The 25,596-nt window shown below is 61.2% G+C and carries 23 protein-coding genes; 12 read left to right on the top strand and 11 right to left on the bottom strand.

All coding sequences use genetic code 11. The features are described 5' to 3' along the window. Positions 1 to 106 precede the first annotated feature (106 nt). The 3 genes from ACSBQV_RS22245 to ACSBQV_RS22235 all read left to right on the top strand — a co-directional run bounded on the left by ACSBQV_RS22245 (position 107) and on the right by ACSBQV_RS22235 (position 2,338). On the top strand, positions 107 to 1,087 hold the full coding sequence (locus ACSBQV_RS22245) for a hydrolase (protein WP_099785001.1): 981 nt from the start codon (positions 107 to 109) through the stop codon (positions 1,085 to 1,087). Continuing rightward, positions 1,084 to 1,317 (top strand): YheU family protein, encoded by a 234-nt coding sequence (locus tag ACSBQV_RS22240; protein ID WP_004930376.1) that lies wholly within the window; start codon positions 1,084 to 1,086, stop codon positions 1,315 to 1,317. Before ACSBQV_RS22245 ends, ACSBQV_RS22240 begins: the two co-directional genes overlap by 4 nt. A 151-nt stretch (positions 1,318 to 1,468) precedes the next feature. Then, positions 1,469 to 2,338: a phosphoribulokinase gene (locus tag ACSBQV_RS22235; protein ID WP_042785488.1), complete on the top strand. Its 870-nt coding sequence runs from the start codon at positions 1,469 to 1,471 to the stop codon at positions 2,336 to 2,338. 38 nt (positions 2,339 to 2,376) lie between these two features. Here the strand turns inward: ACSBQV_RS22235 and ACSBQV_RS22230 are convergent, their stop codons facing one another. Further along, entirely contained in the window at positions 2,377 to 2,784 is a 408-nt protein-coding gene (locus ACSBQV_RS22230) for an OsmC family protein (protein WP_025304517.1), read from the bottom strand. Between the two features lie 382 nt (positions 2,785 to 3,166). Here ACSBQV_RS22230 and crp point away from each other — a divergent pair, with 382 nt between their 5' ends. Both crp and ACSBQV_RS22220 read left to right on the top strand, forming a co-directional pair. After that, a complete protein-coding gene (gene crp, locus ACSBQV_RS22225; RefSeq protein ID WP_004090925.1) occupies positions 3,167 to 3,799 on the top strand; it encodes a cAMP-activated global transcriptional regulator CRP in 633 nt (210 codons plus the stop codon). A gap of 50 nt (positions 3,800 to 3,849) precedes the next feature. Then, complete coding sequence (locus tag ACSBQV_RS22220) at positions 3,850 to 5,928, top strand: YccS/YhfK family putative transporter (protein ID WP_047026485.1); 2,079 nt, start codon at positions 3,850 to 3,852, stop codon at positions 5,926 to 5,928. Between the two features lie 40 nt (positions 5,929 to 5,968). On the opposite strand, the gene argD is transcribed toward ACSBQV_RS22220, so the two are convergent. The 6 genes from argD to ppiA form a co-directional block, all read right to left on the bottom strand. After that, complete coding sequence (argD, locus tag ACSBQV_RS22215) at positions 5,969 to 7,186, bottom strand: bifunctional acetylornithine/succinyldiaminopimelate transaminase (RefSeq protein ID WP_099784999.1); 1,218 nt, start codon at positions 7,184 to 7,186, stop codon at positions 5,969 to 5,971. A gap of 131 nt (positions 7,187 to 7,317) precedes the next feature. Further along, positions 7,318 to 7,893: an aminodeoxychorismate synthase component II gene (locus ACSBQV_RS22210; protein WP_099785013.1), complete on the bottom strand. Its 576-nt coding sequence runs from the start codon at positions 7,891 to 7,893 to the stop codon at positions 7,318 to 7,320. 72 nt (positions 7,894 to 7,965) lie between these two features. Then, complete coding sequence (locus ACSBQV_RS22205; protein ID WP_033645261.1) at positions 7,966 to 9,489, bottom strand: helicase HerA-like domain-containing protein; 1,524 nt, start codon at positions 9,487 to 9,489, stop codon at positions 7,966 to 7,968. A gap of 151 nt (positions 9,490 to 9,640) precedes the next feature. After that, complete coding sequence (btsR, locus tag ACSBQV_RS22200) at positions 9,641 to 10,366, bottom strand: two-component system response regulator BtsR (protein WP_046688553.1); 726 nt, start codon at positions 10,364 to 10,366, stop codon at positions 9,641 to 9,643. Continuing rightward, positions 10,366 to 12,051, bottom strand: a complete 1,686-nt coding sequence (locus ACSBQV_RS22195; protein WP_004930349.1) for a sensor histidine kinase — start codon at positions 12,049 to 12,051, stop codon at positions 10,366 to 10,368. The genes btsR and ACSBQV_RS22195 overlap by 1 nt, the downstream gene beginning before the upstream one ends. Positions 12,052 to 12,206: 155 nt before the next feature. Next, entirely contained in the window at positions 12,207 to 12,776 is a 570-nt protein-coding gene (ppiA, locus tag ACSBQV_RS22190; protein ID WP_099784997.1) for a peptidylprolyl isomerase A, read from the bottom strand. A gap of 353 nt (positions 12,777 to 13,129) precedes the next feature. Here ppiA and ACSBQV_RS22185 point away from each other — a divergent pair, with 353 nt between their 5' ends. From ACSBQV_RS22185 to tsgA, 4 genes are all read left to right on the top strand, one after another. Next, the gene (locus tag ACSBQV_RS22185) at positions 13,130 to 13,468 is read left to right on the top strand and encodes a PTS lactose/cellobiose transporter subunit IIA (RefSeq protein ID WP_025304525.1); all 339 of its coding nucleotides are present in this window, start codon (positions 13,130 to 13,132) and stop codon (positions 13,466 to 13,468) included. Then, complete coding sequence (locus ACSBQV_RS22180) at positions 13,465 to 14,772, top strand: 6-phospho-beta-glucosidase (RefSeq protein ID WP_099817855.1); 1,308 nt, start codon at positions 13,465 to 13,467, stop codon at positions 14,770 to 14,772. Before ACSBQV_RS22185 ends, ACSBQV_RS22180 begins: the two co-directional genes overlap by 4 nt. 72 nt (positions 14,773 to 14,844) lie before the next feature. Beyond that, positions 14,845 to 15,825 (top strand): LacI family DNA-binding transcriptional regulator, encoded by a 981-nt coding sequence (locus ACSBQV_RS22175; RefSeq protein WP_099784993.1) that lies wholly within the window; start codon positions 14,845 to 14,847, stop codon positions 15,823 to 15,825. A gap of 190 nt (positions 15,826 to 16,015) precedes the next feature. Next, positions 16,016 to 17,200, top strand: coding sequence for an MFS transporter TsgA (gene tsgA, locus ACSBQV_RS22170; RefSeq protein WP_033636290.1), 1,185 nt, complete (start codon positions 16,016 to 16,018; stop codon positions 17,198 to 17,200). Positions 17,201 to 17,254: 54 nt separating this feature from the next. Here the strand turns inward: tsgA and ACSBQV_RS22165 are convergent, their stop codons facing one another. After that, the gene (locus ACSBQV_RS22165; RefSeq protein WP_181937710.1) at positions 17,255 to 18,535 is read right to left on the bottom strand and encodes a cytosine deaminase; all 1,281 of its coding nucleotides are present in this window, start codon (positions 18,533 to 18,535) and stop codon (positions 17,255 to 17,257) included. A 290-nt stretch (positions 18,536 to 18,825) separates the two neighbouring features. On the opposite strand from ACSBQV_RS22165, the gene nirB reads away from it, so the two are divergent. From nirB to cysG, 3 genes are read left to right on the top strand one after another with little or no spacing between them, the layout of a single operon-like run. Beyond that, positions 18,826 to 21,375 carry a nitrite reductase large subunit NirB gene (gene nirB / locus ACSBQV_RS22160; RefSeq protein WP_099784989.1) on the top strand — a complete coding sequence of 850 codons (2,550 nt, stop codon included), beginning with the start codon at positions 18,826 to 18,828 and terminating at the stop codon, positions 21,373 to 21,375. Then, positions 21,372 to 21,698, top strand: a complete 327-nt coding sequence (nirD, locus tag ACSBQV_RS22155; protein ID WP_099784987.1) for a nitrite reductase small subunit NirD — start codon at positions 21,372 to 21,374, stop codon at positions 21,696 to 21,698. Before nirB ends, nirD begins: the two co-directional genes overlap by 4 nt. A gap of 50 nt (positions 21,699 to 21,748) precedes the next feature. Next, entirely contained in the window at positions 21,749 to 23,152 is a 1,404-nt protein-coding gene (gene cysG, locus ACSBQV_RS22150) for a siroheme synthase CysG (RefSeq protein ID WP_099784985.1), read from the top strand. 51 nt (positions 23,153 to 23,203) lie between these two features. Here cysG and trpS read toward each other — a convergent pair whose 3' ends face one another. From trpS to rpe, 3 genes are read right to left on the bottom strand one after another with little or no spacing between them, the layout of a single operon-like run. Further along, positions 23,204 to 24,211, bottom strand: a complete 1,008-nt coding sequence (gene trpS, locus ACSBQV_RS22145; protein ID WP_099784983.1) for a tryptophan--tRNA ligase — start codon at positions 24,209 to 24,211, stop codon at positions 23,204 to 23,206. A gap of 2 nt (positions 24,212 to 24,213) precedes the next feature. Next, positions 24,214 to 24,912 (bottom strand): phosphoglycolate phosphatase, encoded by a 699-nt coding sequence (locus ACSBQV_RS22140; protein ID WP_033645272.1) that lies wholly within the window; start codon positions 24,910 to 24,912, stop codon positions 24,214 to 24,216. Beyond that, complete coding sequence (gene rpe, locus ACSBQV_RS22135) at positions 24,905 to 25,582, bottom strand: ribulose-phosphate 3-epimerase (RefSeq protein ID WP_019456160.1); 678 nt, start codon at positions 25,580 to 25,582, stop codon at positions 24,905 to 24,907. The genes ACSBQV_RS22140 and rpe overlap by 8 nt, the downstream gene beginning before the upstream one ends. Positions 25,583 to 25,596 lie beyond the last annotated feature (14 nt).

The following is a 25,596-nucleotide window of genomic DNA, read 5'->3' as shown; positions in this document are numbered from 1 at the left end:
CTCACCCAAGGCGCTTTTTTGCAGTATCATTGTCAGTTATTGGTATTGAAGCTAACAGTGCGCCTGGGATCTCACAATAGTCGCCAACAACATTTTTACTCCGCCTATGCATGACGTCTTTCGCCCCCTGACCGGGGCCAGTAACCCGCACCTGCAAACGCTGTTGCCGCGGCTGGTGCGCCGCCGCGTGTTATTGAAACCGCATTGGCAACGGCTGGAATTGCCCGACGGCGATTTCGTCGATCTCGCCTGGAGCGAGGATCCGGCGCTGGCGCGCGACAAACCGCGCGCGGTGCTGTTCCACGGTCTGGAGGGCAGCTTCTACAGCCCCTACGCGCATGGCCTGCTCAACGCCTGGCGCGAGCGCGGCTGGCTCGGGGTGGTGATGCACTTTCGCGGCTGCAGCGGCGTGCCCAACCGCAAACAGCGCATCTACCACTCCGGCGAAACCGAAGACGCGCGTTTCTTCCTGCGCTGGCTGCGCGACAGCTACGGCGAGGTGCCAACCGCGGCGGTAGGCGTTTCACTCGGCGGCAACATGCTGGCCTGTTATCTGGCGCAGCAAGGCGCCGACAGCCTGCTGCAGGCGGCGGTGGTGGTCTCGGCGCCGCTGATGCTGGAGCCCTGCGCCTATCGCATGGAGCAAGGTTTCTCCCGCGTCTATCAGCGCTACCTGTTGGGGCAGCTGAAACAAAACGCCACCCGCAAGCTGTTGCACTACCCGGACACCCTGCCGCTCAAGCTGTCACAGCTGAACGGGTTGCGGCGCATCCGCGAATTCGACGACGCCATCACCTCGCGCATTCACGGCTTCAGCGACGCCACCGATTATTATCGCCGCTGCAGCGCCCTGCCGCTGTTGCCGGCGATCCAAACGCCGCTGCTGATCATCCATGCGAAGGACGATCCCTTCATGACCCATGAGGTGATCCCCGACGTCGCCGGCCTGCCGCGCAATATCGAATATCAGCTGACCGAGTTCGGCGGCCACGTCGGCTTTGTCGGCGGCACGCTGAAAAAACCGCACATGTGGCTGGAGCATCGCATTCCGGCCTGGCTTTCCCCTTATCTGGACATCCCGACGTGATCATTCCCTGGCAAGAACTGGCAACCGACACCCTGAACAGCCTGATCGAATCCTTTGTGCTGCGCGAAGGCACCGATTACGGCGAGCACGAACGATCGCTGGAGCAGAAGGTGGAGGACGTGCGCCGCCAGCTGAAAAACGGCGAGGTGGTGCTGGTGTGGTCGGAACTGCATGAGAGCGTCAACATCATGCCGCGCGGTCAGTTCCGCGCCGGGCAGGAAGAAATTTAGTGGCGCCCGGTTCTATGACTGACGGAAAAAATCAGGTAACAATGGGACATTGCAAACCAGCGCGCGCCATTTTTTCCTGACATAGAGAGCGTCAACAAGAGCCACAATAATCCCCTGACGCCGGCGCATTCAACACGGAGTGACAACCACCATGTCTGCCAAACATCCCGTTATCGCGGTGACCGGTTCCAGCGGCGCCGGCACCACCACCACCAGCGTGGCGTTCCGCAAAATCTTCCAACAGCTCAACATTCGCGCCGCCGAGCTGGAGGGCGACAGCTTCCACCGCTACACCCGGCCGGAAATGGACGCGGCGATCCGCAAGGCGCGCGATCTGGGCAGACACATCAGTTATTTCGGCCCCGAGGCCAACGACTTCGGCCTGCTGCAGCAGAGCTTTATCGAGTACGGCAAAAACGGCACCGGCCGTTCGCGCAAGTACCTGCACACCTACGACGAAGCGGTGCCCTACAATCAGGTGCCGGGCACCTTCACCCCGTGGGAGCCGCTGCCGGCGCCGACCGACGTGCTGTTCTACGAGGGGCTGCACGGCGGTGTGGTCACCGAGCACCATGACGTGGCCAATCACGTCGATCTGCTGGTCGGCGTGGTGCCGATCGTCAACCTGGAGTGGATACAGAAGCTGATCCGCGATACCGGCGAACGCGGCCACTCCCGCGAGGCGGTGATGGATTCGGTGGTGCGTTCGATGGAAGACTACATCAACTACATCACGCCGCAGTTCTCGCGCACCCACATCAACTTCCAGCGCGTACCGACGGTGGATACTTCCAACCCGTTCGCCGCCAAAGCCATTCCCTCACTGGATGAAAGCTTCGTGGTGATCCACTTCCGCGGGCTGGATCAGATTGACTTCCCCTATTTGCTGGCGATGCTGCAGGGCTCGTTTATCTCGCACATCAATACGTTAGTGGTGCCGGGCGGCAAGATGGGGCTGGCGATGGAGCTGATCATGGCGCCGCTGGTGCAGCGGCTGCTGGAAGGCAAGAAGATCGAATAAGCGCGTTGAGCGCGGCGGCGGGCCGCGCTCCGTCCCGATTACGCCGGCTGGCGGATCTCGAAGCTGTGGGTCACCGTGGCGGCCTTGTTGAGCATCAGCGCCACCGAGCAGTACTTCTCCGCCGACAGGTTCACCGCTCGCTCTACGATTTTGTCGGTCAGATCCTGGCCGGTGACGATGAAGTGCAGGTTGATATGGGTGAACAACCGCGGGGCTTCTGCACGGCGCTCGGAGGTCAGCTTCACCTCGCAGTCGCGCACGTCGTTGCGCCCTTTTTGCAGGATGGACACCACGTCGATCGCGCTGCAGCCGCCCACCGACATCAGCACCATCTCCATCGGGCTGGGCGCTTTATCGCCGGCGTTGCCGTCCATCAGCACCTGGTGGCCGGAGGCCGATTCACCCAAAAACGTTAACCCTTCCACCCACTTAACTCTTGCCTGCATTCTGGTCACTCCGGTTGATTTCTTAAAATCAGAGTACGCTTTCGCATAGAAACAGGCAACGTAACCTGATGCTAATCATGCTGAAGCGAGACAACACGAGACACCCGCCTTACTCTGTGCTACAAACAGAGCCGCAATAAATCTTTCCGGGACACTGAATTTCAGGGAAACGCCCAGAGAAAGGCTCCTTTACCGGTATGTTAACAGAATGTAGCTTGCAGCGCTTACGGCAAGTTAATATGCTAGAGCGACAGCGTATTTTTATGACACGCCTCAAAACTTGCCGGTAGCCCTCGCTCATAACTGCGGCTACAGGCGGGTTTTACAGGGAACTCTGACCCCTGTGACACAAGGCAGCGATAACAACAGAGGATAACAGCGAATGGTTCTCGGCAAACCGCAAACAGACCCTACTCTCGAATGGTTCCTGTCTCATTGCCATATCCACAAATATCCATCGAAGAGTACGCTGATTCACCAAGGTGAAAAGGCCGAAACGCTTTACTACATCGTGAAAGGCTCCGTCGCGGTGCTGATCAAGGATGAAGAAGGTAAAGAGATGATCCTGTCCTACCTCAACCAGGGGGATTTCATCGGCGAGCTCGGATTGTTCGAAGAAGGCCAGGAGCGCAGCGCCTGGGTTCGCGCCAAAACAGCCTGTGAAGTGGCCGAAATTTCCTACAAGAAATTCCGCCAGCTGATCCAGGTGAACCCGGACATCCTGATGCGTCTGTCCGCCCAAATGGCGAGCCGCCTGCAGGTCACTTCCGAAAAAGTGGGCAACCTCGCCTTCCTGGACGTCACCGGCCGCATCGCGCAAACCCTGCTGAATCTGGCGAAGCAACCCGACGCCATGACTCACCCGGACGGCATGCAGATCAAGATCACCCGCCAGGAAATCGGCCAGATCGTCGGCTGCTCGCGTGAAACCGTTGGCCGTATTCTGAAAATGCTGGAAGACCAAAACCTGATTTCCGCCCACGGCAAGACCATTGTTGTCTACGGCACCCGTTAATCCCTGAAGAAACGGCGCAATCTGCGCCGTTTTTTTGTCCGTTCTCTGCCATGTGGCGCCGCCTGATCTACCACCCGGAAGTCAACTACGCACTGCGACAAACGCTGGTGTTGTGCCTGCCGGTGCTGTTTGGCCTGCTGATTGGCCAGCTGCAGCTCGGCCTGATGTTCTCTCTGGTGCCCGCCTGCTGCAATATCGCCGGTCTGGACACGCCGCATAGGCGCTTCTTTAAACGGCTGATCGTCGGCGGTGCGCTGTTTGCCCTCAGCAGCCTGCTGCTGCAACAAGCCCTGCTGTGGCACGTGCCGCTGCCGGCGCTGATGCTGGGCCTGGCGCTGCTGCTCGGCGTCACCGGCGAAATCAGCCCGCTGCACGCCCGGCTGTTGCCGGCGGCGCTGGTGGCCGCCATCTTCTCCCTCAGCATGGCCGGCACCGTGCCTCTCTGGCAGGCGCCGCTGCTGTACGCGATCGGCACCGCCTGGTACGGCTTATTCACCTGGTTCTGGTTCCGGCTGTGGAAAGAGCAGCCGATGCGCGAGACGCTGAGCCAGCTCTATCTGGAACTGGCGGACTACTTCGAAGCCAAATACTCGCTGCTGACTCAGCACACCGATCCGCAGACCGCGCTGCCGCCGCTGCTGGTGCGCCAGCAAAAGGTGATGGATCTGATCAGCCTGCTGTACCAACAGCTTAATTTCCTGCCGCACGCCAACAACCTCGATCAAAAGCGTCTGCAACGCGCCTTTCAGGTGGCGATGGATCTGCAGGAGCACATCACCGTCAGCCTGCACTTGCCGGAGGAAGTACAAAAACTGATGGAGCAGAGCCAGGCCGAAGCGATCATTCGCCGCAACGCTCAGGTGATCGCCGGGCGGTTGCGCGTGGTGGCGCACGATATTCTCTACCATCAACATTCGAAGCGCTTTTCCATGACGCACGAACTGGCGGCGCTGGAAAAAATGGCGGCGCAGCATCCCGACAACCCGGTCGGCCAGTTTTGTTACTACCATTTCAGCCGCATTGCCCGCCTGCTGCGCACCCAGCATCCGCTGTACCGCCGCGATTTGATGCCCAGCCAGCATCGCCTGCCGTTTTGGCCGGCGTTGGCCAGCTACCTGTCGTTCAAATCCACGGCGCTGCGCAACGCCGCGCGGCTGGGGGTGACGCTGGCGGTCGGCAGCAGCCTGGGGGCGGTATTCAATCTGCCGAAGCCGTACTGGATACTGCTCACCATCATGCTGGTGAGCCAAAACGGCTATAACGCCACCCGGGTGCGTATTCAGCACCGTGCGCTCGGCACGATCGCCGGTCTGTTGCTGGCGGCCGGGCTGTTGCAGCTGCAGTTACCGGAAGCAGAAACACTGAGCATCATGCTGATGATCACGCTGCTGGCCTACCTGGTTTCGCGCAAGAACTACGGGCTGTCGGTGATTGGCTTTACGGTCACGGCGGTTTACACCTTGCAGCTGCTGGCGCTGAACGGCTCGCATTTTTTGGTGCCGCGTCTGATCGATACGCTGATCGGCTGCGTGCTGGCGTTCGGCGGCACCATTTGGCTGTGGCCGCAGTGGCAAAGCGGGCTGCTGCGCAAGAATGCCCATCAGGCGCTGGAAAACGATCAAGCCGCGCTGCGGCTGATGCTGAAGCAACCGGAGCCGGACGCCACCGCGTTGGCCTATGCCCGCATGCAGGTCAACCAGGCGCACAATGCGCTGTTCACTTCGCTCAATCAGGCGATGCAGGAACCGGGGTTCGCCTCGAACTATCTGGCGGACATGCGGCTGTGGGTCACTCACAGCCAGTTCATCGTCGAACACCTGAATGCCATGACCATCCTGGCGCGCGAGCACTACATGCTGACGCCGAAGCTGGCGGAAGCGTATCTGCAAACCTGTGAAATCGCGCTGCAAAGCTGCCAGCAGCGCTTGGAATACGACGGCCCGAGCAGTGACAACAGCGGCATCATGCAGCCGCCGGATCTGCATCCGGAGATGCCCGTCACCGAGATGGAACGTCATTTGCGGCGTATTCTGTCGCACCTGAGCGTCATGCACACCATTTCGTCGCTGGCCTGGCGCCAGCGCCCGCACCACGGCATCTGGCTCAAGCGTAAACTGCGCGATCAATAAGGGCGCGGCATGCCGCGCCCCGTTATTCGCCGCAGGTGCTTCAGGCGTTGATCACATCCTGCACCGCCAGCTCGAACAGCGCCATGCCGGCCTCGATGTCCTGCAGCTCCACCACCAGCGACGGCGCGAAGCGGATCACGTTCGGCCCGGCGTTGAGGATCATCAGCCCACGCGCGGCGGCGGCGGTGAGGAAATCGCGCGCTCTGCCGTGATAATGCGGCGTCAGCTCGGCGCCGATCAGCAACCCCATACCGCGAATGGCGGTGAAAATACCGTATTTATCGCCGATATTCTGCAAAGCCTGCACATACAGCGCATGGCGCTGCTCGATGCCGCTCAGCACCTCCGGCGTATTGATCACATCCAGCGCCGCCTCCGCCACCGCGCAGGCCAGCGGGTTGCCGCCGTAGGTGGTGCCATGAGTGCCCACCTGCATCACCGACGCAATCTCTTCGGTAGTCAGCATGGCGCTCACCGGGAAACCGCCGCCCAGCGCCTTGGCGGTGGTGAGAATGTCCGGCGTCACGCCATAATGCATATAGGCGAACAGCTTGCCGCTGCGCCCCATGCCGCTTTGCACTTCATCGAACACCAGCAGCGCCTGATGTTGGTCGCATAGTTTGCGCACGCCTTTAAGGAAGTCGGCGTCGACCGGCGTAATGCCGCCCTCGCCCTGAATCGGCTCCATCACCACCGCGCAGGTGTGGTCGTCCATCACCGCTTTCACCGCCGCCAGATCGTTGAACGGCACGTGCACGATGTCGGCCGGCTTCGGCCCGAACCCATCGGAATATTTGGCCTGCCCGCCCACCGACACGGTGAACAGCGTGCGGCCGTGAAACGCGTTATAGAAGGCGATGATTCTGGTTTTATAGGGGCTGTGGCGGGTGATCGCGTAATGACGCGCCAGTTTGAACGCCGCCTCGTTGGCCTCCGCGCCGGAGTTGGCGAAGAACACCCGATCGGCGAAGGTGGCGTCGATCAGTTTGCTCGCCAGGCGCAGCGCCGGTTCATTGGTGAAGACGTTGCTGGTATGCCACAGGGTTTCCCCCTGACGTTTGAGCGCCTCGACCAGCGCCGGATGGCAGTGCCCCAGCGCCGTCACCGCGATGCCGCCGGAAAAATCGATATACTCTTTTCCCTGCTGATCCCAGACCCGGCTGCCTTGGCCGCGCACCGGCACAAACTGGGCGGGTGCATAAACAGGCAGGATCACCTGGTCAAAGGTGCTGCGGCTCACTGCGGATTTGTCAGTCATTTTCGGCTCCACCCTGAAGGTTTTTCAGCGCTATCGCGATGTTATAATGAAAATATAATCACGAAATATGCATAAAAAAACACTAAAGCGCAAATGCAAAACGCCTGACGGGCGAAAAAAATGCGAAGGGATTAACGCCTGAGGAAATTATCCAACAGCTGATGGCCCTGCTCGCTGAGCACGCTTTCCGGGTGGAACTGCACCCCTTCCAGCGCCAGCGTGCGGTGGCGGATGCCCATGATCTCGTCGCGCACGCCTTCGCGTTCGCTCCAGGCAGTCACTTCAAAGCAATCCGGCAGCGTATCGGCTTTCAGCACCAGCGAATGGTAACGCGTCACGGTCAGCGGATCGCTCAGGCCACGAAACACGCCGACGCCCAGATGGCGAATCGCCGAAGTTTTGCCGTGCATCACCGCGCGGGCGCGCACCACCTCGGCGCCGAACGCCTGCCCCAGCGCCTGGTGCCCCAGGCACACGCCGAGGATCGGCAGCTTGCCGGCGAAATGACGAATGGCGGCCAGCGAGATGCCCGCTTCGTTCGGGGTACAGGGGCCGGGGGAAATCACCAGATGCTGCGGCGCCAGCCGCTCGATATCGGCCAGCTGCAGCTCATCGTTGCGCTTCACCACCACCTCGGCGCCCAACTCGCAGAAGTACTGGTAAAGGTTATAGGTAAAGGAGTCGTAGTTATCGATCAGCAGCAGCATGTTAGGTCCGGCAAAGAAAAACGCCGCCATAGTTTACTGATTTAACCCGCCGCTGCCGACGATAATTTCCGCTTACTTTTTACGGCCGCCGGTGATCGAGCCCAGTACGCCGCGCAGGATCTGCCGGCCGAGATCGCGCGCCATGCTCTTGGCGGCGGTCTGGACGATGCCGTCGCGTTTGCCGCCGCGCGGGCCGGTGGAACCGAACAGCAGCTCGTTCAATCCGTCCATCAGGCCGCCGCCCGTCTGTTGCTGCGCTTGCGCCTGCGGTTGCTGCCCCTGCTGCGCAGTGCCGACGGTGGCGAAGCCGCCCGACGACAGCTTCTCGTAGGCGGACTCGCGGTCAATCATGTCTTCATAGCGGCCATACAGCGGCGACTTGTTGATCGCGCTGTTCAGCCCTTCCGCGCCGAGCATGCCCATTTTGGATTCCGGCGCGATGACCATCGCCCGCTCCACCACGTTCGGCCGGCCCTTCTCGTCGAGGAATGACACCAGCGCTTCGCCCACGCCCAGCTCGGTGATCGCCGTTTCGGCATCGAAGGCTGGATTGGCGCGCAGGGTTTGCGCCGCCGTCTTCACCGCCTTCTGATCGCGCGGCGTGAAGGCGCGCAGCGCATGCTGTACGCGGTTGCCCAACTGGCCCAGCACGCTGTCCGGGATATCCAGCGGGTTCTGGGTGACGAAGTAAATGCCGACGCCTTTGGAGCGGATCAGGCGCACCACCTGTTCAATCTTGGTCAACAGTGCCGCCGGCGCGTCGTTGAACAGCAGGTGCGCCTCATCGAAGAAGAACACCAGCTTCGGCTGTTCAGGGTCGCCCACTTCCGGCAGGTGCTCAAACAGCTCGGCCAGCAGCCACAGCAGGAACACTGAATACAGCTTCGGCTGATTGATCAGCTTGTCCGCCGCCAGCAGGTTGATCACGCCATGACCGTTGGCGTCGGTTTTCATCAGATCGTTGATGTCCAGCATCGGCTCGCCGAAGAACTGGTTGGCGCCCTGCTCTTCCAGCGTCAGCAACCCGCGCTGGATGGCGCCGATCGACGCGGCAGAGATGTTGCCGTACTGAGTCTGGAATTGTTTGGCGTTATCGCCGACGAACTGCACCATGGCGCGCAGGTCTTTCATGTCCAACAGCAGCAGCGCATTGTCATCGGCAATTTTGAACACCAGCTGCAGCACGCCGCTTTGCACCTCGTTCAGATCCAACAGGCGCCCCAGCAGCAGCGGCCCGAGATCGGAAATGGTGGCGCGGATCGGATGCCCCTTTTCGCCGTAAATATCCCACGGGATAATGGTGCAGGCCTGCGGCTGCCAGTCGGTGACGCCGATCGCCGCCAGGCGCGCCTGCAGCTTCTCGGAAGGCACGCCCTCGGCGCCGATGCCGGACAGATCGCCCTTCACGTCCGACAGGAACACCGGCACGCCGATGCGCGAGAACTGTTCGGCCATTTTTTGCAGCGTCACCGTCTTGCCGGTGCCGGTTGCCCCGGTAATCAACCCGTGGCGGTTGGCCAACGCCGGTAAAATCACCAGATCCTGTTCCGGTTTTCCGTCTTTCATCGCCTTGGCGATAATCCGTGGTTCACTCATTTTCTGTTCCTTTGACGCTGACGCGGCGCGAAACGCGCCTGTTGATGCAATAAAGCTATAAGCGCCGCGTAACCCCGTCAAGGACAAACAAAAAGGGCGCCGTCGGGACGCCCATGATGCCTGTCTTTTCAGAATCCCCCTAAGACCTGCGTCACCCCCGCAGCCCCAGTTGCTCCTTCAGCGCTTTCAAATAGCGCCGGCTGACCGGCACCGGATCGCCGGCGGACATGATCATCTCCGCCGCACCGCCTTCTTCGAAGCGGATCTCGCGCACCTGCTCCAGGTTGACCAAATACTGCCGATGGCAGCGCACCAGCGGCGTACGGCTTTCCAGCGTGCGCAGCGTCAATTCGGTGAAACACTCCATGCCGTCGCTGCGCACCACGAATACCCCGCTCAGTTTGGAACGGATCGCCAACACCTCATCGAACCGCAGCAGATAGATGCGGCTGTGGCCGGTGCAGGGAATGTATTTCAGGTAACCGGCGCTCTCATCCAGCGCCGTCACGTCCTGCGGCGCACTGCGCTGCCGCAGGCGTTGCAGCGTCTTGCTCAGCCGCTTCGGCTCCGCCGGCTTCAGCAGATAGTCGAAGGCGTGCTCCTCGAACGCCTGCACCGCATATTCGTCGTAGGCGGTCAGAAACACGATGTGCGGCATCCGATTAGGATCCAGCATGCCGACCATTTCCAGCCCACTGATACGCGGCATTTGAATATCGAGAAACACCACGTCCGGCTGCAGCCGGTGGATCTGGCTGATGGCTTCGATGGCGTTGGCGCATTCGCCGATGATCGCGATCCCCGCTTCGGCCTCCAGCAGGTGGCGCAGGTTGTCGCGCGCGGAAGGCTCATCGTCAACAATCAGTGCGTTTAACATCATGCGGCCCTCTCCATGGGAACATTGAGCGTAATGCGGGTATAGGCGTCCGGCCGGCAATCCACCTGCACGCCATAGCCTTCGCCGTAGCGCACGCGAATGCGCTTATCCACCAGGTTCATCCCCAGCCCGCTGCAGTTCGGCTTCGGCTGGAACAGCCCGGCGTTGTCCGTCACCTGCAGCAGCAGATGCTCGCCTTCGCAGCAGGCGCCGATTTCGATGCGGCCCACGCCCAACAGATGCGAGGTGCCGTGCTTGATGGCGTTCTCGACGATCGGCTGCAGCGAAAACGCCGGCAGCCGCGCCGCCAGCAGCGCCTCCGGCAGCGATACCGCGATCTCCAGCCGATCGGCGAAGCGCGCTTTCTCAATCTGCAGGTAGGCGTTCACATGCTCAATCTCGTCCGCCAGGCTGACTTCATCATCCGAACGTTTGAGGTTTTTACGAAAGAAAGTTGAGAGGGACTGCACCAGATCGCAGGCGCGTTCGCCATCGCGGCGGATCACCGCCACCAGCGTATTCAACGCATTGAAGAGGAAATGCGGGTTGACCTGCGCATGCAACAGCTTGATCTCCGACTGCGCCAACAGCTGCTTGTGGCGCTCGTACTGTCCGGCCATGATCTGCGCCGACAGCAGGCTGGCGATGCCTTCACCCAGCGTGCGGTTGATGGTGCTGAACAGCTGGCTTTTCGGTTCGTACAGCTTGATGGTGCCGATGACCCGCTGGTTTTCGCCGCGCAGCGGGATCACCAGCGTCGATCCCAGCTTGCAGGCCGGATTGATCGAGCAGCAGTAAGAGAGCTGGTTGCCGTCGGCGTACACCACCTCGTTGTTGTCGATGGCGCGATGCGAATGCACCGAGGCGATCGGCGTCCCCGGCAGGTGGTGATCGTCGCCGATGCCGATAAACGCCAACAGCTTGTCGCGATCGGTGATCGCCACCGCGCCGATACCCAGTTCCTGATAAATCACCCGGGCGACCTTCATGCTGTTTTCCTGATCGAAGCCCTGCCGCAAGATACCCTCGGTGCGCTCGGCGATTTTCAGCGCCTTGGAAGAGAAAGCGCTGGTGTATTTCTCGAACATCGCGCGCCGATCCAGCAGGATTTGCATAAACATCGCCGCGCCGACGGTATTGGCGATCATCATCGGCAGCGCGATGTGTTCCACCAGCTGCAACGCCTCGTTGTAAGGACGCGCCACCGCCAGAATGATCGCCATCTGCAACACTTCCGCCACCAGCGCCACGCCGCCGACGAACAGCGGATTGAACAGCAGCTCGATGCGCCCGCGGCGCATGGCGATGCTGTGTACGATGCCGCCGACCAGGCCTTCCGACACCGTGGAGATCGCGCAGGCCACGTCGGTCATGCCGCCGAGCGTATACCGGTGCAGCCCGCCGGTCAGCCCGACCAGAAAGCCTACCGACGGCCCGCCCAGCAAGCCGCCCAGGACCGCGCCTATCGCGCGGGTATTGGCGATCGAATCCTGAATGTGCAACCCGAAATAGGTGCCCATGATGCAGAACACCGAGAAAATCACGTAACACAGCAGCTTGTGCGGCAGGCGAATAGTCACCTGCATCAGCGGGATAAACAGCGGGGTTTTGCTCAGCAGATAGGCGATGACGAGATAGACGCACATCTGCTGCAACAGCAACAGCACCTGGTTAAATTCATACATGGCAGCAACTCATCCAGAGACAACAAAGGGCGAACGCCGGATTTCCGGTCTGGTTATTGTCTGCCGATTAGAGCATGGGGCGCGGGAGAAAACAGTGATGAAGGCAAGGCTTCGTGAGGAAGGACGGCCGACCCCGGCGGGATCGGCCAAAAAACTTACGGCAGCACCTTGGCCGACAGAATCACCACCGGTTTGGTCGGCACATTCTGGTAAGGGCCGACGTTGCCGGTCGGCACCTGAGCGATCTTGTCCACGACGTCCATGCCTTTCACCACTTTGCCGAACACGGCGTAGCCGAAGTCACGCTGGCCGTGATCCAGGAAGGCGTTATCGGCCACGTTCAGGAAGAACTGGCTGGTGGCGCTGTCCTTGTCGGCGGTGCGCGCCATCGAAATGGTGCCGCGCAGGTTGCGCAAGCCGTTGTCGGCTTCGTTCTTGATTGGCGCCTTGGTGGATTTCTGCTGCATGTCAGCGGTGAAACCGCCGCCCTGAATCATAAAGCCAGGGATCACGCGGTGGAAAATGGTGTTGTTGTAGTACCCGCTGTTCACGTAATCGACGAAATTCTGGGTGGAAACCGATGCCTTCTGACTGTCGAGCGCCAACTCGATATTCCCTGCCGAGGTGGTCAGCATGACATGAGTTTCACCGGCGGCGAGCGCCGCTGGCGCCATCGCTGTCAGGGAACACAGCGCGACGAAGGTCACTAAAGTACGTTTGAACATTAACGGGTCCTTTCTCTGAGAGACAAACAACGGAAAAGCGCTTTGATTCTAAAGAGCTGTATCGGCAAGTGCCAGCCATTTACCTATATTTACCCAATTACGGGACATATCCTAGGTGGCCCTGAATTTTGCTGCGGAAAGTATGGGCGCAGAAGGCTTTTTTGCCAACCGCGTCACGCATTTTTTGCCCAGCGCCACCCCGGGGCGTTTTTTGCGATCTACCTCGCAGTTTGCACACCCGTTGCCGTTACCCTATATAAATGAGAGCGCTCTCATTATAAAAAGAACGGATACTGAGGTATCCCACGGCGGCGTCGCCGCGCAACCCCTGGAGAAATGACGTGAGTGAATTGATGACTGAAGTCAGCCCCGAGTTTGAAAGCACCATCATGGAACTGCTGGTGTTCTCCGGCAGCGCGCGCAGTAATGCGTTGATGGCGCTGCGGCAAGCGCGCGCCGGTGACTTCGCCGCCGCGGCCAAACACATGGTCGAATCCAAAGAGTGGGTGAAGAAGGCGCACCTGATCCAGACCGAGCTGATCGGCCTGGACGAAGGCTGCGGCAAGCTGGCGATCAACCTGATCACGGTACATGCGCAGGATCATCTGATGAACGCCATGGTGATCCAGGATCTGGCCGACGACATGATCGAGCTCTATCGCCGTCAGTCGCAAACGGAGGGCCGCTCATGAGCACGCTCAAAATCGCGGTGATTGGCGGTGGCAGCAGCTACACTCCCGAACTGGTCGATGGGCTGATCCAACGCATCGATGAGCTGCCGGTCACCGAACTGGCGCTGGTGGACGTCGAGCCAGGCCGCCAAAAAGTGGAAACCATCGCCGCCCTGACCCGCCGCATGCTGGCGCGCCACGGGCTGGAACAGGTGAAGGTCAGCGTGCACTTCGCGCTGGACGAAGCGATTCGCGGCGCCGCTTTCGTGCTGACCCAGTTCCGCGTCGGGCAACTGCCGGCGCGCGCCGCCGACGAACGGCTGGGCCTCAAATACCAGCTGCTCGGCCAGGAGACCACCGGCGTCGGCGGCTTCGCCAAGGCGCTGCGCACCATTCCGGTAATGCTGGATATCGCCCGTCGGGTGGAAAAGCTGGCGCCGGACGCCTGGATCATCAACTTCACCAACCCGGCCGGCATCGTCACCGAGGCGGTGTCCCGCTTTACCAAAGCGAAGATCATCGGCCTGTGCAACGTACCGATCAGCATGCATCACATGATCGCCAACATGCTGCAGGCGCCTTACGCCGACGTGCAGCTGCGGTTTGCCGGTTTGAACCACATGGTCTGGGTGCATCAGGTCACGCAGCAGGGGCGCGACGTCACCGGCAAAGTGATCGACATGCTGTGCGACGGCGCGGCGCTGACCATGAACAACATCAAGGAAGAGCCCTGGCAGCCGGACTTCCTGCGCGCGCTCGGCGCCATCCCCTGCCCGTACCACCGCTATTTTTACCAGACCCGCGAGATGCTGGCGGAAGAGATGGCCGCCGCCGGCGAGCGCGGCACCCGCGCCGAGCAGGTGATGCAGGTAGAAAAAGAGCTGTTCGAGCTGTATGCCGATCCGCAGTTGAACAGTAAGCCGGAGCAGCTCAGCTTCCGCGGCGGTTCTTTCTATTCCGAAGTTGCGCTGGAGCTGATCCGTGCTATCCATAATAATCTCGGCACGCAATTAGTGGTCAACACCGCAAACCGCGGCGCAATCCATGGCCTGCCGGACGATGCTGTGATAGAAATCAACTGTATCGTCGATGCTCAGGGCGCGCATCCGCTGACCTTCGGCCCGCTGTCGGAACCGATGCAGGCGCTGACGCAGCAGGTGAAAGCCTACGAACGCCTGACCATCGAGGCCGCGGTGCACGGCGATCGCCGCAGCGGCTTGCTGGCGCTGATCGCCAACCCGCTGGTGGGCAACGCCAATCTGGCGCAGCCGTTGCTGGACGAGGTGTTGACGATAAACGCGCCGTATTTGCCGCAGTTCAGGTAAGCGCCTGCGCGCGGTATGACAGGGGTTCGGCGCGCCGAACCCATTTTTTTAGCCGTAATCAGGAGTTGGACGATGGTGAGACTGGAAGATGTCGCGGCGCTGGCGGGCGTATCGCGCGCCACCGTATCGCGGGTAGTGAACGGCGACAGCAACGTCAAAGCGCCGACCCGCGAGAAGGTTGAGCGCGCCGTCGCCCAGCTCGGTTACACCCCCAACCCGGCGGCCCGCGCGCTCGCCTCCAGCCATAGCAATACCCTCGGGCTGGTCACCACGTCGTATCGCGGCGGCTTCTTCGGCGCGCTGATGGACTTCGTGCAAACCGAGGCCGAATCCCACGGCAAGCAGCTGCTGGTGACCCAGGGCCGCAACAGCGCCGAAAACGAATGGCAGGCGGTGCAGCGGCTGTTCAGCCTGCGCTGCGACGGCGTGATCCTGCACGTACGTTTTCTCAGCGACGATCGGCTGCGCCAGCTGGCGGCGGAGCAACGTCATCTCGTGTTGCTCGATCGTCTGGTGCCGGGGCTGGAAGACCGCTGCGTCACCTTCGATCATCCGCTCGCCAGCCGCATGGCGACCCAGCAACTGCTCGACGCCGGCCACCGGCGCATCGCCTGCATCAGCGGGCCGCGCGAGCGGCCGTCGAGCCGCCTGCGGCTGCAAGGGTTTGAAGAGGCGATGCAGGCGGCGAATATCGAGCCGGTGGCCTGTCTGGAGGGCGTTTACGATCTGGAAAGCGGTTACCGCTGCGCCGATCGCCTGTTGCGGCAGGCCGCGCCGCCCAGCGCCATTTACTGCTGCAACGAAGAGATGGCGATCGGCGCCCTGCTGGCGATCAACGAGCACCGCCTGCGGGTGCCGCAGGATATCTCCTTGATCTGCTACGACAGCGGCGAACGCGCGCCCTTCGTCCGTCCGGCGTTGAGCAGCGTACACTTTCCCATCAGCGAGATGGCGCAATACGCAGCGCGCAGGTTGATCGATCCCGCCACCCCGACGCACCGTTTTGAGCCAACGATCATCAATCGCGATTCCATTGTGACGGTACGCAAATAGATCACAATAATGCGTATCATCCCTTCATGGGTTGCATCAAAAAATCGACAGCCATCACAAAAAATCCCGTTGTCTGTGCTAGGATCCGCCCCCTGGTGGCCTGAACGGGACTTTTTCTGCGTTTGCCAGGAAAAGCCAGCGGCCTTATGCCAGTTTTAAAACCTCTAACAGACATATTCAGGCCTATATAATGAATGACAGTAACCGCATACGGCTTACCTGGATCAGCTTCTTTTCGTACGCGCTGACCGGTGCTTTAGTGATCGTCACAGGGATGGTGATGGGAAACATTGCAGAGTACTTTAATCTGCCGGTTTCCAGCATGAGTAACACCTTTACTTTCCTCAACGCCGGCATTTTGATTTCGATCTTCCTCAATGCCTGGCTGATGGAAATCATCCCGCTGAAGCGTCAGCTGATCTTCGGCTTTGTCCTGATGGTGCTGGCGGTGGCGGGGCTGATGCTCGGCAAGAGCCTGACCATGTTCTCGCTGTGCATGTTTATCCTTGGCGTGGTTAGCGGCATCACCATGTCGATCGGCACCTTCCTGATCACCCACATGTATGCCGGCCGCCAGCGCGGTTCACGCCTGTTGTTCACCGATTCCTTCTTCAGCATGGCCGGGATGATTTTCCCAATCGTCGCCGCGATGCTGCTGGCTCGCCATATCGGCTGGTACTGGGTTTATGCCTGCATCGGCCTGCTGTACGTGGGGATCTTCGTGCTGACCCTGTGCTCCGAATTCCCGGTGCTGGGCAAGAAAGGCGCCGACGCCGGTCAACCGGTCGAGAAAGAAAAATGGGGCATCGGCGTGCTGTTCCTGTCGATCGCCGCGCTGTGCTACATCCTTGGCCAGCTGGGCTTCATTCAGTGGGTGCCTGAGTACGCCACCAAGTCGTTCAACATGGACATCGGCCAGGCCGGTAAGCTGGTGAGCGACTTCTGGACCTCATACATGGTCGGCATGTGGGTGTTCAGCTTCATCCTGCGCTTCTTCGATCTGCAGCGCATCGTTACCGTGCTGGCCGCGCTGGCCACCGGCGCGATGTACCTGTTTGTCAGCACCGACAATCCGGAACACCTGGGCTACTACATCATGGCCCTGGGCTTCGTTTCCAGCGCCATCTACACCACGCTGATCACTCTCGGCTCGCTGCAGACCAAGGTCTCCTCGCCGAAGCTGGTCAACTTTATCCTGACCTGCGGCACCATCGGCACCATGCTGACCTTCGTGGTCACCGGCCCGATCGTGGCGAAAGGCGGGGCGCACGCGGCGCTGACCACCGCCAACGGCCTGTACCTGGCGGTATTCGTGATGTGTCTGCTGTTGGGCTTCGTGACCAAGCACCGCAGCCACGGTCACGTAACGCACTGATTTCTTCGCATCAAATACATCAAGGGCGCCCGCAAGGCGCCCTTTTTTTGCGCCTTAGCGCCGAAAATCCACCGTCTCATCCTGCTGCAGATGCAGCGTGGTTTCCGCCGGCCGCGTTTCGGCGATCACCACGCCCTGGCGAATAGAATAACGCACCGGCGTCTGGCGACGCACCGCGTCGAAACCGCTTTCCGCCGGCAGGATCACCAGGTTGGCGCTGTTGCCGGCCGCCAGGCCGTAGTCGCTCAGGTTAAGAGTGCGCGCGCTGTGGCTGGTGATCAGCTTCAGCCCGTCGTCGATTTGGCCATAGCCCATCAGCTGGCACACGTGCAGCCCCATATGCAGCACCTGCAGCATGTTGGCGGTGCCGAGCGGATACCAGGGATCGAACACATCGTCGTGGCCGAAGCAGACGTTGATCTCCGCTTCTAGCATCTCCTTCACCCGCGTCACGCCGCGCCGTTTTGGGTAGCTGTCGAAACGCCCCTGCAGGTGAATGTTCACCAGCGGGTTGGCGACGAAGTTGATGCCGGACATTTTCAGCAGGCGGAACAGCCGCGAGGCGTAAGCGCCGTTGTAAGAGTGCATCGCCGTGGTGTGGCTGGCGGTGACTTTCTCCCCCATCTCCAGCTTCAGCGCCAGCGCCGCCACGGTCTCGACGAAACGCGATTGCTCATCGTCAATTTCATCGCAGTGCACGTCCACCAGCCGATCGTATTTTTGCGCCAGCGCGAATGCCTTATGCAGCGACTCCACGCCGTACTCGCGAGTGAACTCGAAATGCGGAATGGCGCCCACCACGTCGGCTCCCAGCCGCAGCGCTTCTTCCAGCAATGCTTCGCCGTTGGGATAGGAAAGGATCCCCTCCTGCGGGAAGGCGACGATCTGCAGCGTTACCCAGGGCGCCACCTCCTGCTTAACTTCCAGCATGGCGCGCAGCGCGGTCAGCGTGGGATCGGAAACGTCGACGTGGGTGCGCACATACTGCACGCCGTTGGCGATCTGCCACTTGAGCGTTTGCCAGGCGCGTTGCTTGACGTCTTCATGGGTCAACAAGGCTTTGCGTTCTGCCCAGCGCTCGATCCCCTCAAACAGCGTGCCGGACTGGTTCCAGGCCGGCTGGCCGGCGGTTTGGGTGGTATCCAGATGAATATGGGGTTCGACGAATGCCGGCAGCGCCAGCCCGCCCTGCGCATCCAGCACGTCGCTGCGCCACTCCTGCCCTTCCGGCTGCGGCACCAGATGCGCAATGCGCCCCTGTTCTATCGCCAGTTGCCACAATCCTTCATGCCCGCTTAAACGCAGGTTGTCGATAAACTTCAATGGACGTTTCACCACCCTTCACCTCTGCCGTTGCGCTGGTTTTCTTCATCATACTGGCAGCGGATCGCGCTGACAAAGTCGCCGTTGCATGCCGGCCTGCGCGTCTACTCCCAGCGGGGTAGTTGGTGCGCGACCTGACTCGCTTCAGCTAAAGGTGAATAAAATCCGCAACTTATCAAAAAACGTGGAAAATCATTCATATACCACGTTGTGGGTATATAAAGGCGCGATTGATTTGCATCAATAAATTGCCCCTCGGGAGGGATAAGGTAAGCCTAGGAAACCCGAATTTTGAGGCAATAATGAGCAGAGTCAAACTTGCCGTGATCGGCAATGGCATGGTCGGCCACCGGTTCATCGAAGATCTGTTGGATAAAGCAGACAAAGACCTATTCGACATCACCGTGTTTTGCGAAGAGCCGCGCATCGCTTACGATCGCGTGCATCTCTCTTCCTATTTCTCGCACCATACCGCCGAAGAGCTGTCGCTGGTGCGCGAAGGCTTTTACGAAAAGCACGGCGTGAAGGTGCTGATCGGCGAACGCGCCATCACCATCAATCGCGACGAGAAAGTCATCCACTCCAATACCGGACGCACCGTCTATTACGACAAGCTGATCATGGCCACCGGCTCCTATCCGTGGATCCCGCCGATTAAAGGCTCGGATAGCCAGGACTGCTTCGTTTACCGCACCATCGAAGACCTGAACGCCATTGAAGCCTGCGCGCGCCGCAGCAAACGCGGCGCGGTGGTCGGCGGCGGGCTGTTGGGGCTGGAAGCCGCCGGCGCGCTGAAAAGCCTGGGGGTGGAAACGCACGTGATCGAGTTCGCTCCGGTGCTGATGGCCGAACAGCTCGACCCGATGGGCGGTGACCAGCTGCGCCGCAAGATCGAGCGCATGGGCGTCAAGGTACACACCGGGAAAAACACCCAGGAGATCGTCAACGGCGGCGGCACGGCGCGCAAAACCCTGCATTTCGCCGACGGCAGCCTGCTGGAAGTGGATTTCATCGTTTTCTCCACCGGCATCCGCGCCCAGGACAAGCTGGCGCGTCAATGCGGACTGGAGATCGGCCGCCGCGGCGGCATCGCCATCAACGACTGCTGCCAGACATCGGATCCGGACGTGTACGCCATCGGTGAGTGCGCCGCCTGGCGTGATCGCACCTTCGGCCTGGTGGCGCCGGGTTACAAAATGGCGCAGGTGGCCGCCGATCACCTGCTGGGCCGCGAAAACGGCTTCCAGGGTGCCGATATGAGCGCCAAACTGAAACTGCTGGGCGTAGACGTCGGCGGCATCGGCGATGCCCACGGCCGCACCGAGGGCGCCCGCAGCTACGTTTATCTGGATGAGAGCAAAGAGGTCTACAAACGCATCGTGGTCAGCGCCGACAACAAAACCCTGCTCGGCGCAGTGTTGGTCGGCGATACCAGCGATTACGGCAACCTGCTGCAGCTGGCGCTGAACGGCATCGCGCTGCCGGAAAACCCGGACGGCCTGATCCTGCCGGCCCATGCGGGCAGCAAGCCGGCCATCGGCGTGGATTCGCTGCCGGAAAGCGCGCAGATTTGCTCCTGCTTCGACGTCAGCAAAGGCGACATCATCCGGGCAGTCAACCAAGGCTGTCACACCGTGGCGGCGCTGAAAGCCGAAACCAAGGCCGGCACCGGCTGCGGCGGCTGCATCCCGCTGCTCACCCAGGTGTTGAACGCCGAGCTGAGCAAGCAAGGCATCGAGGTCAACCACCACCTGTGCGAACACTTCGCCTATTCACGCCAGGAGCTGTTCCACCTGATCCGCGTCGAAGGCATCAAGTCGTTCGAGGCGTTATTGGCCAAATACGGCAAAGGCTACGGCTGCGAAGTCTGCAAACCGACCGTCGGCTCGCTGCTGGCCTCGTGCTGGAACGAATACATCCTCAAACCGCAGCACACGCCGCTGCAGGATACCAACGACAACTTCCTCGGCAATATCCAGAAAGACGGCACTTACTCGGTGATACCGCGCTCCGCCGGCGGCGAAATCACCCCGGACGGCCTGCTGGCCATCGGACAGATCGCCAAGGAGTACAATCTTTACACCAAAATGACCGGCTCGCAGCGCATCGGCATGTTCGGCGCGCAGAAAGACGACCTGCCGGCCATCTGGCGCAAGCTGCTCGCCGCCGGCTTTGAAACCGGGCACGCATACGCCAAGGCGCTGCGCATGGCGAAAACCTGCGTCGGCAGCACCTGGTGCCGCTATGGCGTCGGCGACAGCGTCGGTTTCGGCGTCACGCTGGAACATCGCTACAAAGGCATCCGCACCCCGCACAAAATGAAATTCGGCGTCTCGGGCTGTACCCGGGAATGCGCCGAAGCGCAGGGCAAGGACGTCGGCATCATCGCCACCGAAAACGGCTGGAACCTGTATGTTTGCGGCAACGGCGGCATGAAACCGCGCCACGCCGACCTGCTGGCCGCCGATCTCGATAGCGACACCCTGGTGCGCTACCTTGACCGTTTCATGATGTTCTATATCCGCACCGCCGATAAGCTGCAGCGCACCTCGGTATGGCTGGAGAGCCTGGAAGGCGGCATCGACTACCTGCGCAAGGTGATCGTTGACGACAAGCTCGGCATCAACGAGCAGCTGGAAGCGGATATCGCCCGCCTGCGCGAGGCGGTGATCTGCGAGTGGAAAGAAACCGTCGAGCACCCGGAAACGCAGCTGCGCTTCGCCCACTTCATCAACAGCCCGCTGCGCGATCCGAACGTGCAGGTGGTGGCCGAACGTGACCAACATCGCCCGGCGCGCCCTGACGAGCGCATTGCCGTCACCCTGATCGACACCGAGGAGAGCCAAGCATGAGCCAGTGGATTACCGTTTGCCCCATCGCCGACATCCTGCCCGGCACCGGCGTGTGCGCCCTGATCGGCGATCGGCAGGTGGCGGTGTTCCGCCCCTATGCCGACGAACAGGTGTTCGCCATCAGCAATATCGACCCGTTCGCCCAGTCCAGCGTGCTGTCGCGCGGGCTGATCGCCGAGCATCAGGGGGAGTTGTGGGTCGCCAGCCCGCTGAAGAAACAGCGTTTCCGCCTGTACGATGGCCACTGCCTGGAAGATGACAGCCGCTCCGTCGCCAGCTTCACCAGCCGGGTGGTCGACGGCATCGTGCAAGTCGCGTCATAACCTTTCGGGGGCGCATCCCGCCCCCACGCCGATAACCCCGAGGAATGCCGATGGACTACCTGCCGATTTTCTGCCAACTGCAACACAAAGCCTGCCTGCTGGTCGGCGGCGGCGAAATCGCCGAACGCAAGGCGCGCCTGCTGCTGGACGCCGGCGCGGCGCTGACCGTCAACGCCCTGGCCTTCAGCCCGCAGTTCCACCAGTGGGCGGCAGAAGGCCTGTTGACGCTGGCCGAGGGCGAATTCAGCCCGGCCCTGCTGACGGAAAAATGGTTGGTGATCGCCGCCACTGACCGGCTAGAGGTCAACGCGCGGGTGTACCAGTGCGCCAACCAGCAGCGGGTGTTCTGCAACGTGGTCGATGACCCGAAACGCGCCAGCTTTATCATGCCGTCGATCATCGATCGTTCGCCGATCGTGGTGGCGGTGTCCTCCGGCGGCAAAGCGCCGGTGTTGGCGCGGTTGCTGCGCGAGAAGCTGGAAGCGCTGCTGCCGCAACACCTCGGCAAGCTGGCGCAGCTCGGCGGATCGCTGCGTCAACGGGTGAAACAGCGCTTCAGCAGCCTCGGCGCGCGCCGCCGCTTCTGGGAGCGGCTGTTCGCTCACGATCGGCTGGCGCAATCGCTGGCCAATGACGACGCGGCTCTGGCCGAACGCCAGCTCGAACAGCTGTTCAGCGAACGGCCGGAGGATCGCGGTGAAGTGGTGCTGGTGGGCGCCGGGCCGGGCGATGCCGGCCTGCTGACGCTGAAAGGGCTGCAACAGATCCAGCAGGCCGACGTGGTGGTTTACGACCGGCTGGTCTCCGAAGCGATCATGACGCTGGTACGTCGCGACGCCGAGCGCATCTTCGTTGGCAAACGCGCCGGCCATCACTGCGTGCCGCAGGAGCAGATCAACCACATCCTGCTGCAGCAAGCGCGGCAAGGCAAACGCGTGGTGCGCCTGAAGGGCGGCGATCCCTTTATCTTCGGCCGCGGCGGCGAAGAGCTGGAAACGCTGGCGGACGCCAACGTGCCGTTCTCGGTGGTGCCGGGCATCACCGCCGCCTCCGGCTGCTCCGCCTACAGCGGCATCCCGCTCACCCACCGCGACCACGCGCAGAGCGTGCGTCTGGTGACCGGCTACGCCAAGGCCGACGGTGGATTGGACTGGGCGACGCTGGCCGCCGGGCAGCAGACGCTGGTGTTCTATATGGGGCTATCGCAAGCGGCGGAGATCCAGCGCCGGCTGATCGCGAACGGACTGCCGGCCGCCACGCCGGTGGCGCTGGTGGAAAACGGCACTTCCTGTCGCCAGCGGGTGATCGAAGGCGAGCTTGGCCAACTGGGCGCCTTGTCCCTGCAGGCCGCCAGCCCCAGCCTGATCATCGTCGGCAGCGTGGTCAGCATGCGCAGCAAGCTCAATTGGTTCGCCAGCGAAGCCCCGCCCGCCGGCCTGGCCCGAATGGCGTGATACCGACGTAAAAAAAGCGGCCCAAGGCCGCTTTTTTTATTTGCGCCGGCGTTACGCCTGCGGCGGTACGAAACCGACGGCCTGATAAACCTTCGCCAGGGTTTCCTGCGCGCGTGCGCGAGCCTTGGCTGCGCCGTCGCGCATCACCTGCTGCAGGTAGGCTTCGTCGTTGCGGAAGCGGTGATAACGCTCCTGCAGCTCAGCCAGCATGCCGGAGACGGCTTCCGCCACCGCGCCTTTCAGTTGGCCGTACATTTGGCCTTCGAACTCGGCTTCCAGCTGCGCGATGCTCTTGCCGGTGACGCCGGCGAGGATGTCCAACAGGTTGGAGACGCCCGCCTTGTTGACCACGTCGTAACGCACGACAGGCGGCTCTTCCGAGTCGGTCATTGCGCGTTTGATCTTTTTGGTCACCGCTTTCGGATCTTCCAGCAGGCCGATCACGTTGTTGCGGTTATCGTCCGACTTGGACATCTTCTTGGTCGGTTCCTGCAGCGACATCACGCGTGCGCCGGATTTAGGAATAAACGGCTCCGGCACTTTGAACACGTCGCCGTACAGCGCGTTGAAACGCTGGCCCACGTCGCGGCTCAGTTCCAGGTGTTGTTTCTGGTCTTCGCCCACCGGCACCTGATTGGTTTGATACAGCAGGATGTCCGCCGCCATCAGCACCGGATAGCTGAACAGCCCGGCGTTGATGTTCTCCGCGTAGCGTGCGGATTTGTCTTTGAACTGCGTCATGCGGCTCAGTTCGCCGAAATAGGTGTAGCAGTTCAGCACCCAGCTCAGCTGCGTGTGCTCAGGCACATGCGACTGCACGAAGATGGTGCTTTTTTCCGGATCGATACCGCAGGCCAGATACAGCGCCAGCGTATCCAGCGTGGCTTTGCGCAGCTTTTCGGCGTCTTGGCGCACGGTGATGGCATGCAGATCGACGATGCAGTAGATGCAGTCGTAGTCGTCCTGCATCTGCACCCACTGACGCAGCGCACCCATGTAGTTGCCGATGGTCAGTTCGCCGGACGGCTGCGCGCCGCTAAATACGATGGGCTTACTCATGTTTAAATTTCCTGATTCTCTAAAGATGACAGCCCAAGAGCGGGCAACAAATCGGCGAAGCGCTCCAACACCCGATCGGGGTGGCTCAGGGCGATCGATTCGCCGTAGTTATAACCGTAGGTAAAACCGACGCTCGGGCAACCGGCGCCCTGGGCGGCTTGAATATCGTTGCGCGAATCGCCGACGAACAGCAGTTCATGCGCTCGCAACCCAAGCTTGCCGAGCACCAGATACAACGGCGCCGGGTGAGGTTTCTTTTCCGTCACGTCGTCGCCGCCGATCACCAGCGAAAAATACTCGCCAATGCCCAGCGATGCCAGCAGCGGCGCCACGAACGGTGTCGGCTTGTTGGTCACCAATGCCATCGGGTAACCGTGCGCGGCCAGGCGGGCCAGCGTCTCTTGCACCTGCGGGAACAGGCGGCTGCCGCTGTCGACGGTCTGCGCGTAGAAATGATCGAAGCGCTCACGCAGCCGGCTGCACTGCTCCGGCGTGTCTTCCGCTTCCGCCCAGCGCAGCGCGCGCTGCACCAGCACGTCGGCGCCGTTGCCGATCCAGGTGCCAACTCGCTCTTCACCCGCTTGCGGCAGCCCCCTCTCTTCCAGCGCCATATCGATGGCGGCCGCGAGGCCCGGCGCGCTGTCGACCAGCGTACCGTCAAGATCGAAGGCCAGTGCGCGGATCGCGCCGAAATCAGCCATGGGAAACCTTCGCCAGCTCGCTGCGCATTTCGTCGATCACCTTGCGATAGTCCGGCTGGCCAAAGATGGCGGAACCGGCGACGAACATATCGGCGCCCGCGGCGGCGATTTCGGCGATGTTGTCCACCTTCACCCCGCCGTCGACTTCGAGACGGATATCGCGGCCGCTGTCGTCGATCAGCTTGCGCACCTGGCGCAGCTTGTCGAGCGTGCCGTGGATGAACGACTGGCCGCCGAAGCCCGGGTTGACCGACATCAGCAGGATCACGTCGATTTTATCCATCACGTAATCAAGATAGCTCAGCGGGGTCGCCGGGTTGAACACCAGGCCGGCCTTACAGCCGTGCTCTTTGATCAGCTGAATGGTGCGATCGACATGTTCGGAGGCTTCAGGGTGGAAAGAGATATAAGACGCGCCGGCCTTGGCGAAGTCAGGCACGATGCGGTCTACCGGCTTGACCATCAGATGCACGTCAATCGGCGCGGTAATGCCGTAGTTGCGCAGCGCTTCGCACACCATCGGACCGATGGTCAGATTGGGCACGTAGTGGTTGTCCATGACGTCGAAGTGCACCACGTCGCCGCCTGCTGCCAGCACGTTAGCGGTATCTTCACCTAACCGGGCAAAATCTGCCGACAGAATGGACGGGGCAATCAAAAACTTTTTCATCCGCTTCTCCAAAC

Source organism: Serratia sp. B501 (genome assembly GCF_051172315.1).
Taxonomy (GTDB): domain Bacteria; phylum Pseudomonadota; class Gammaproteobacteria; order Enterobacterales; family Enterobacteriaceae; genus Serratia; species Serratia ureilytica.
This window is presented reverse-complemented; position numbering and strand designations above follow the sequence as displayed.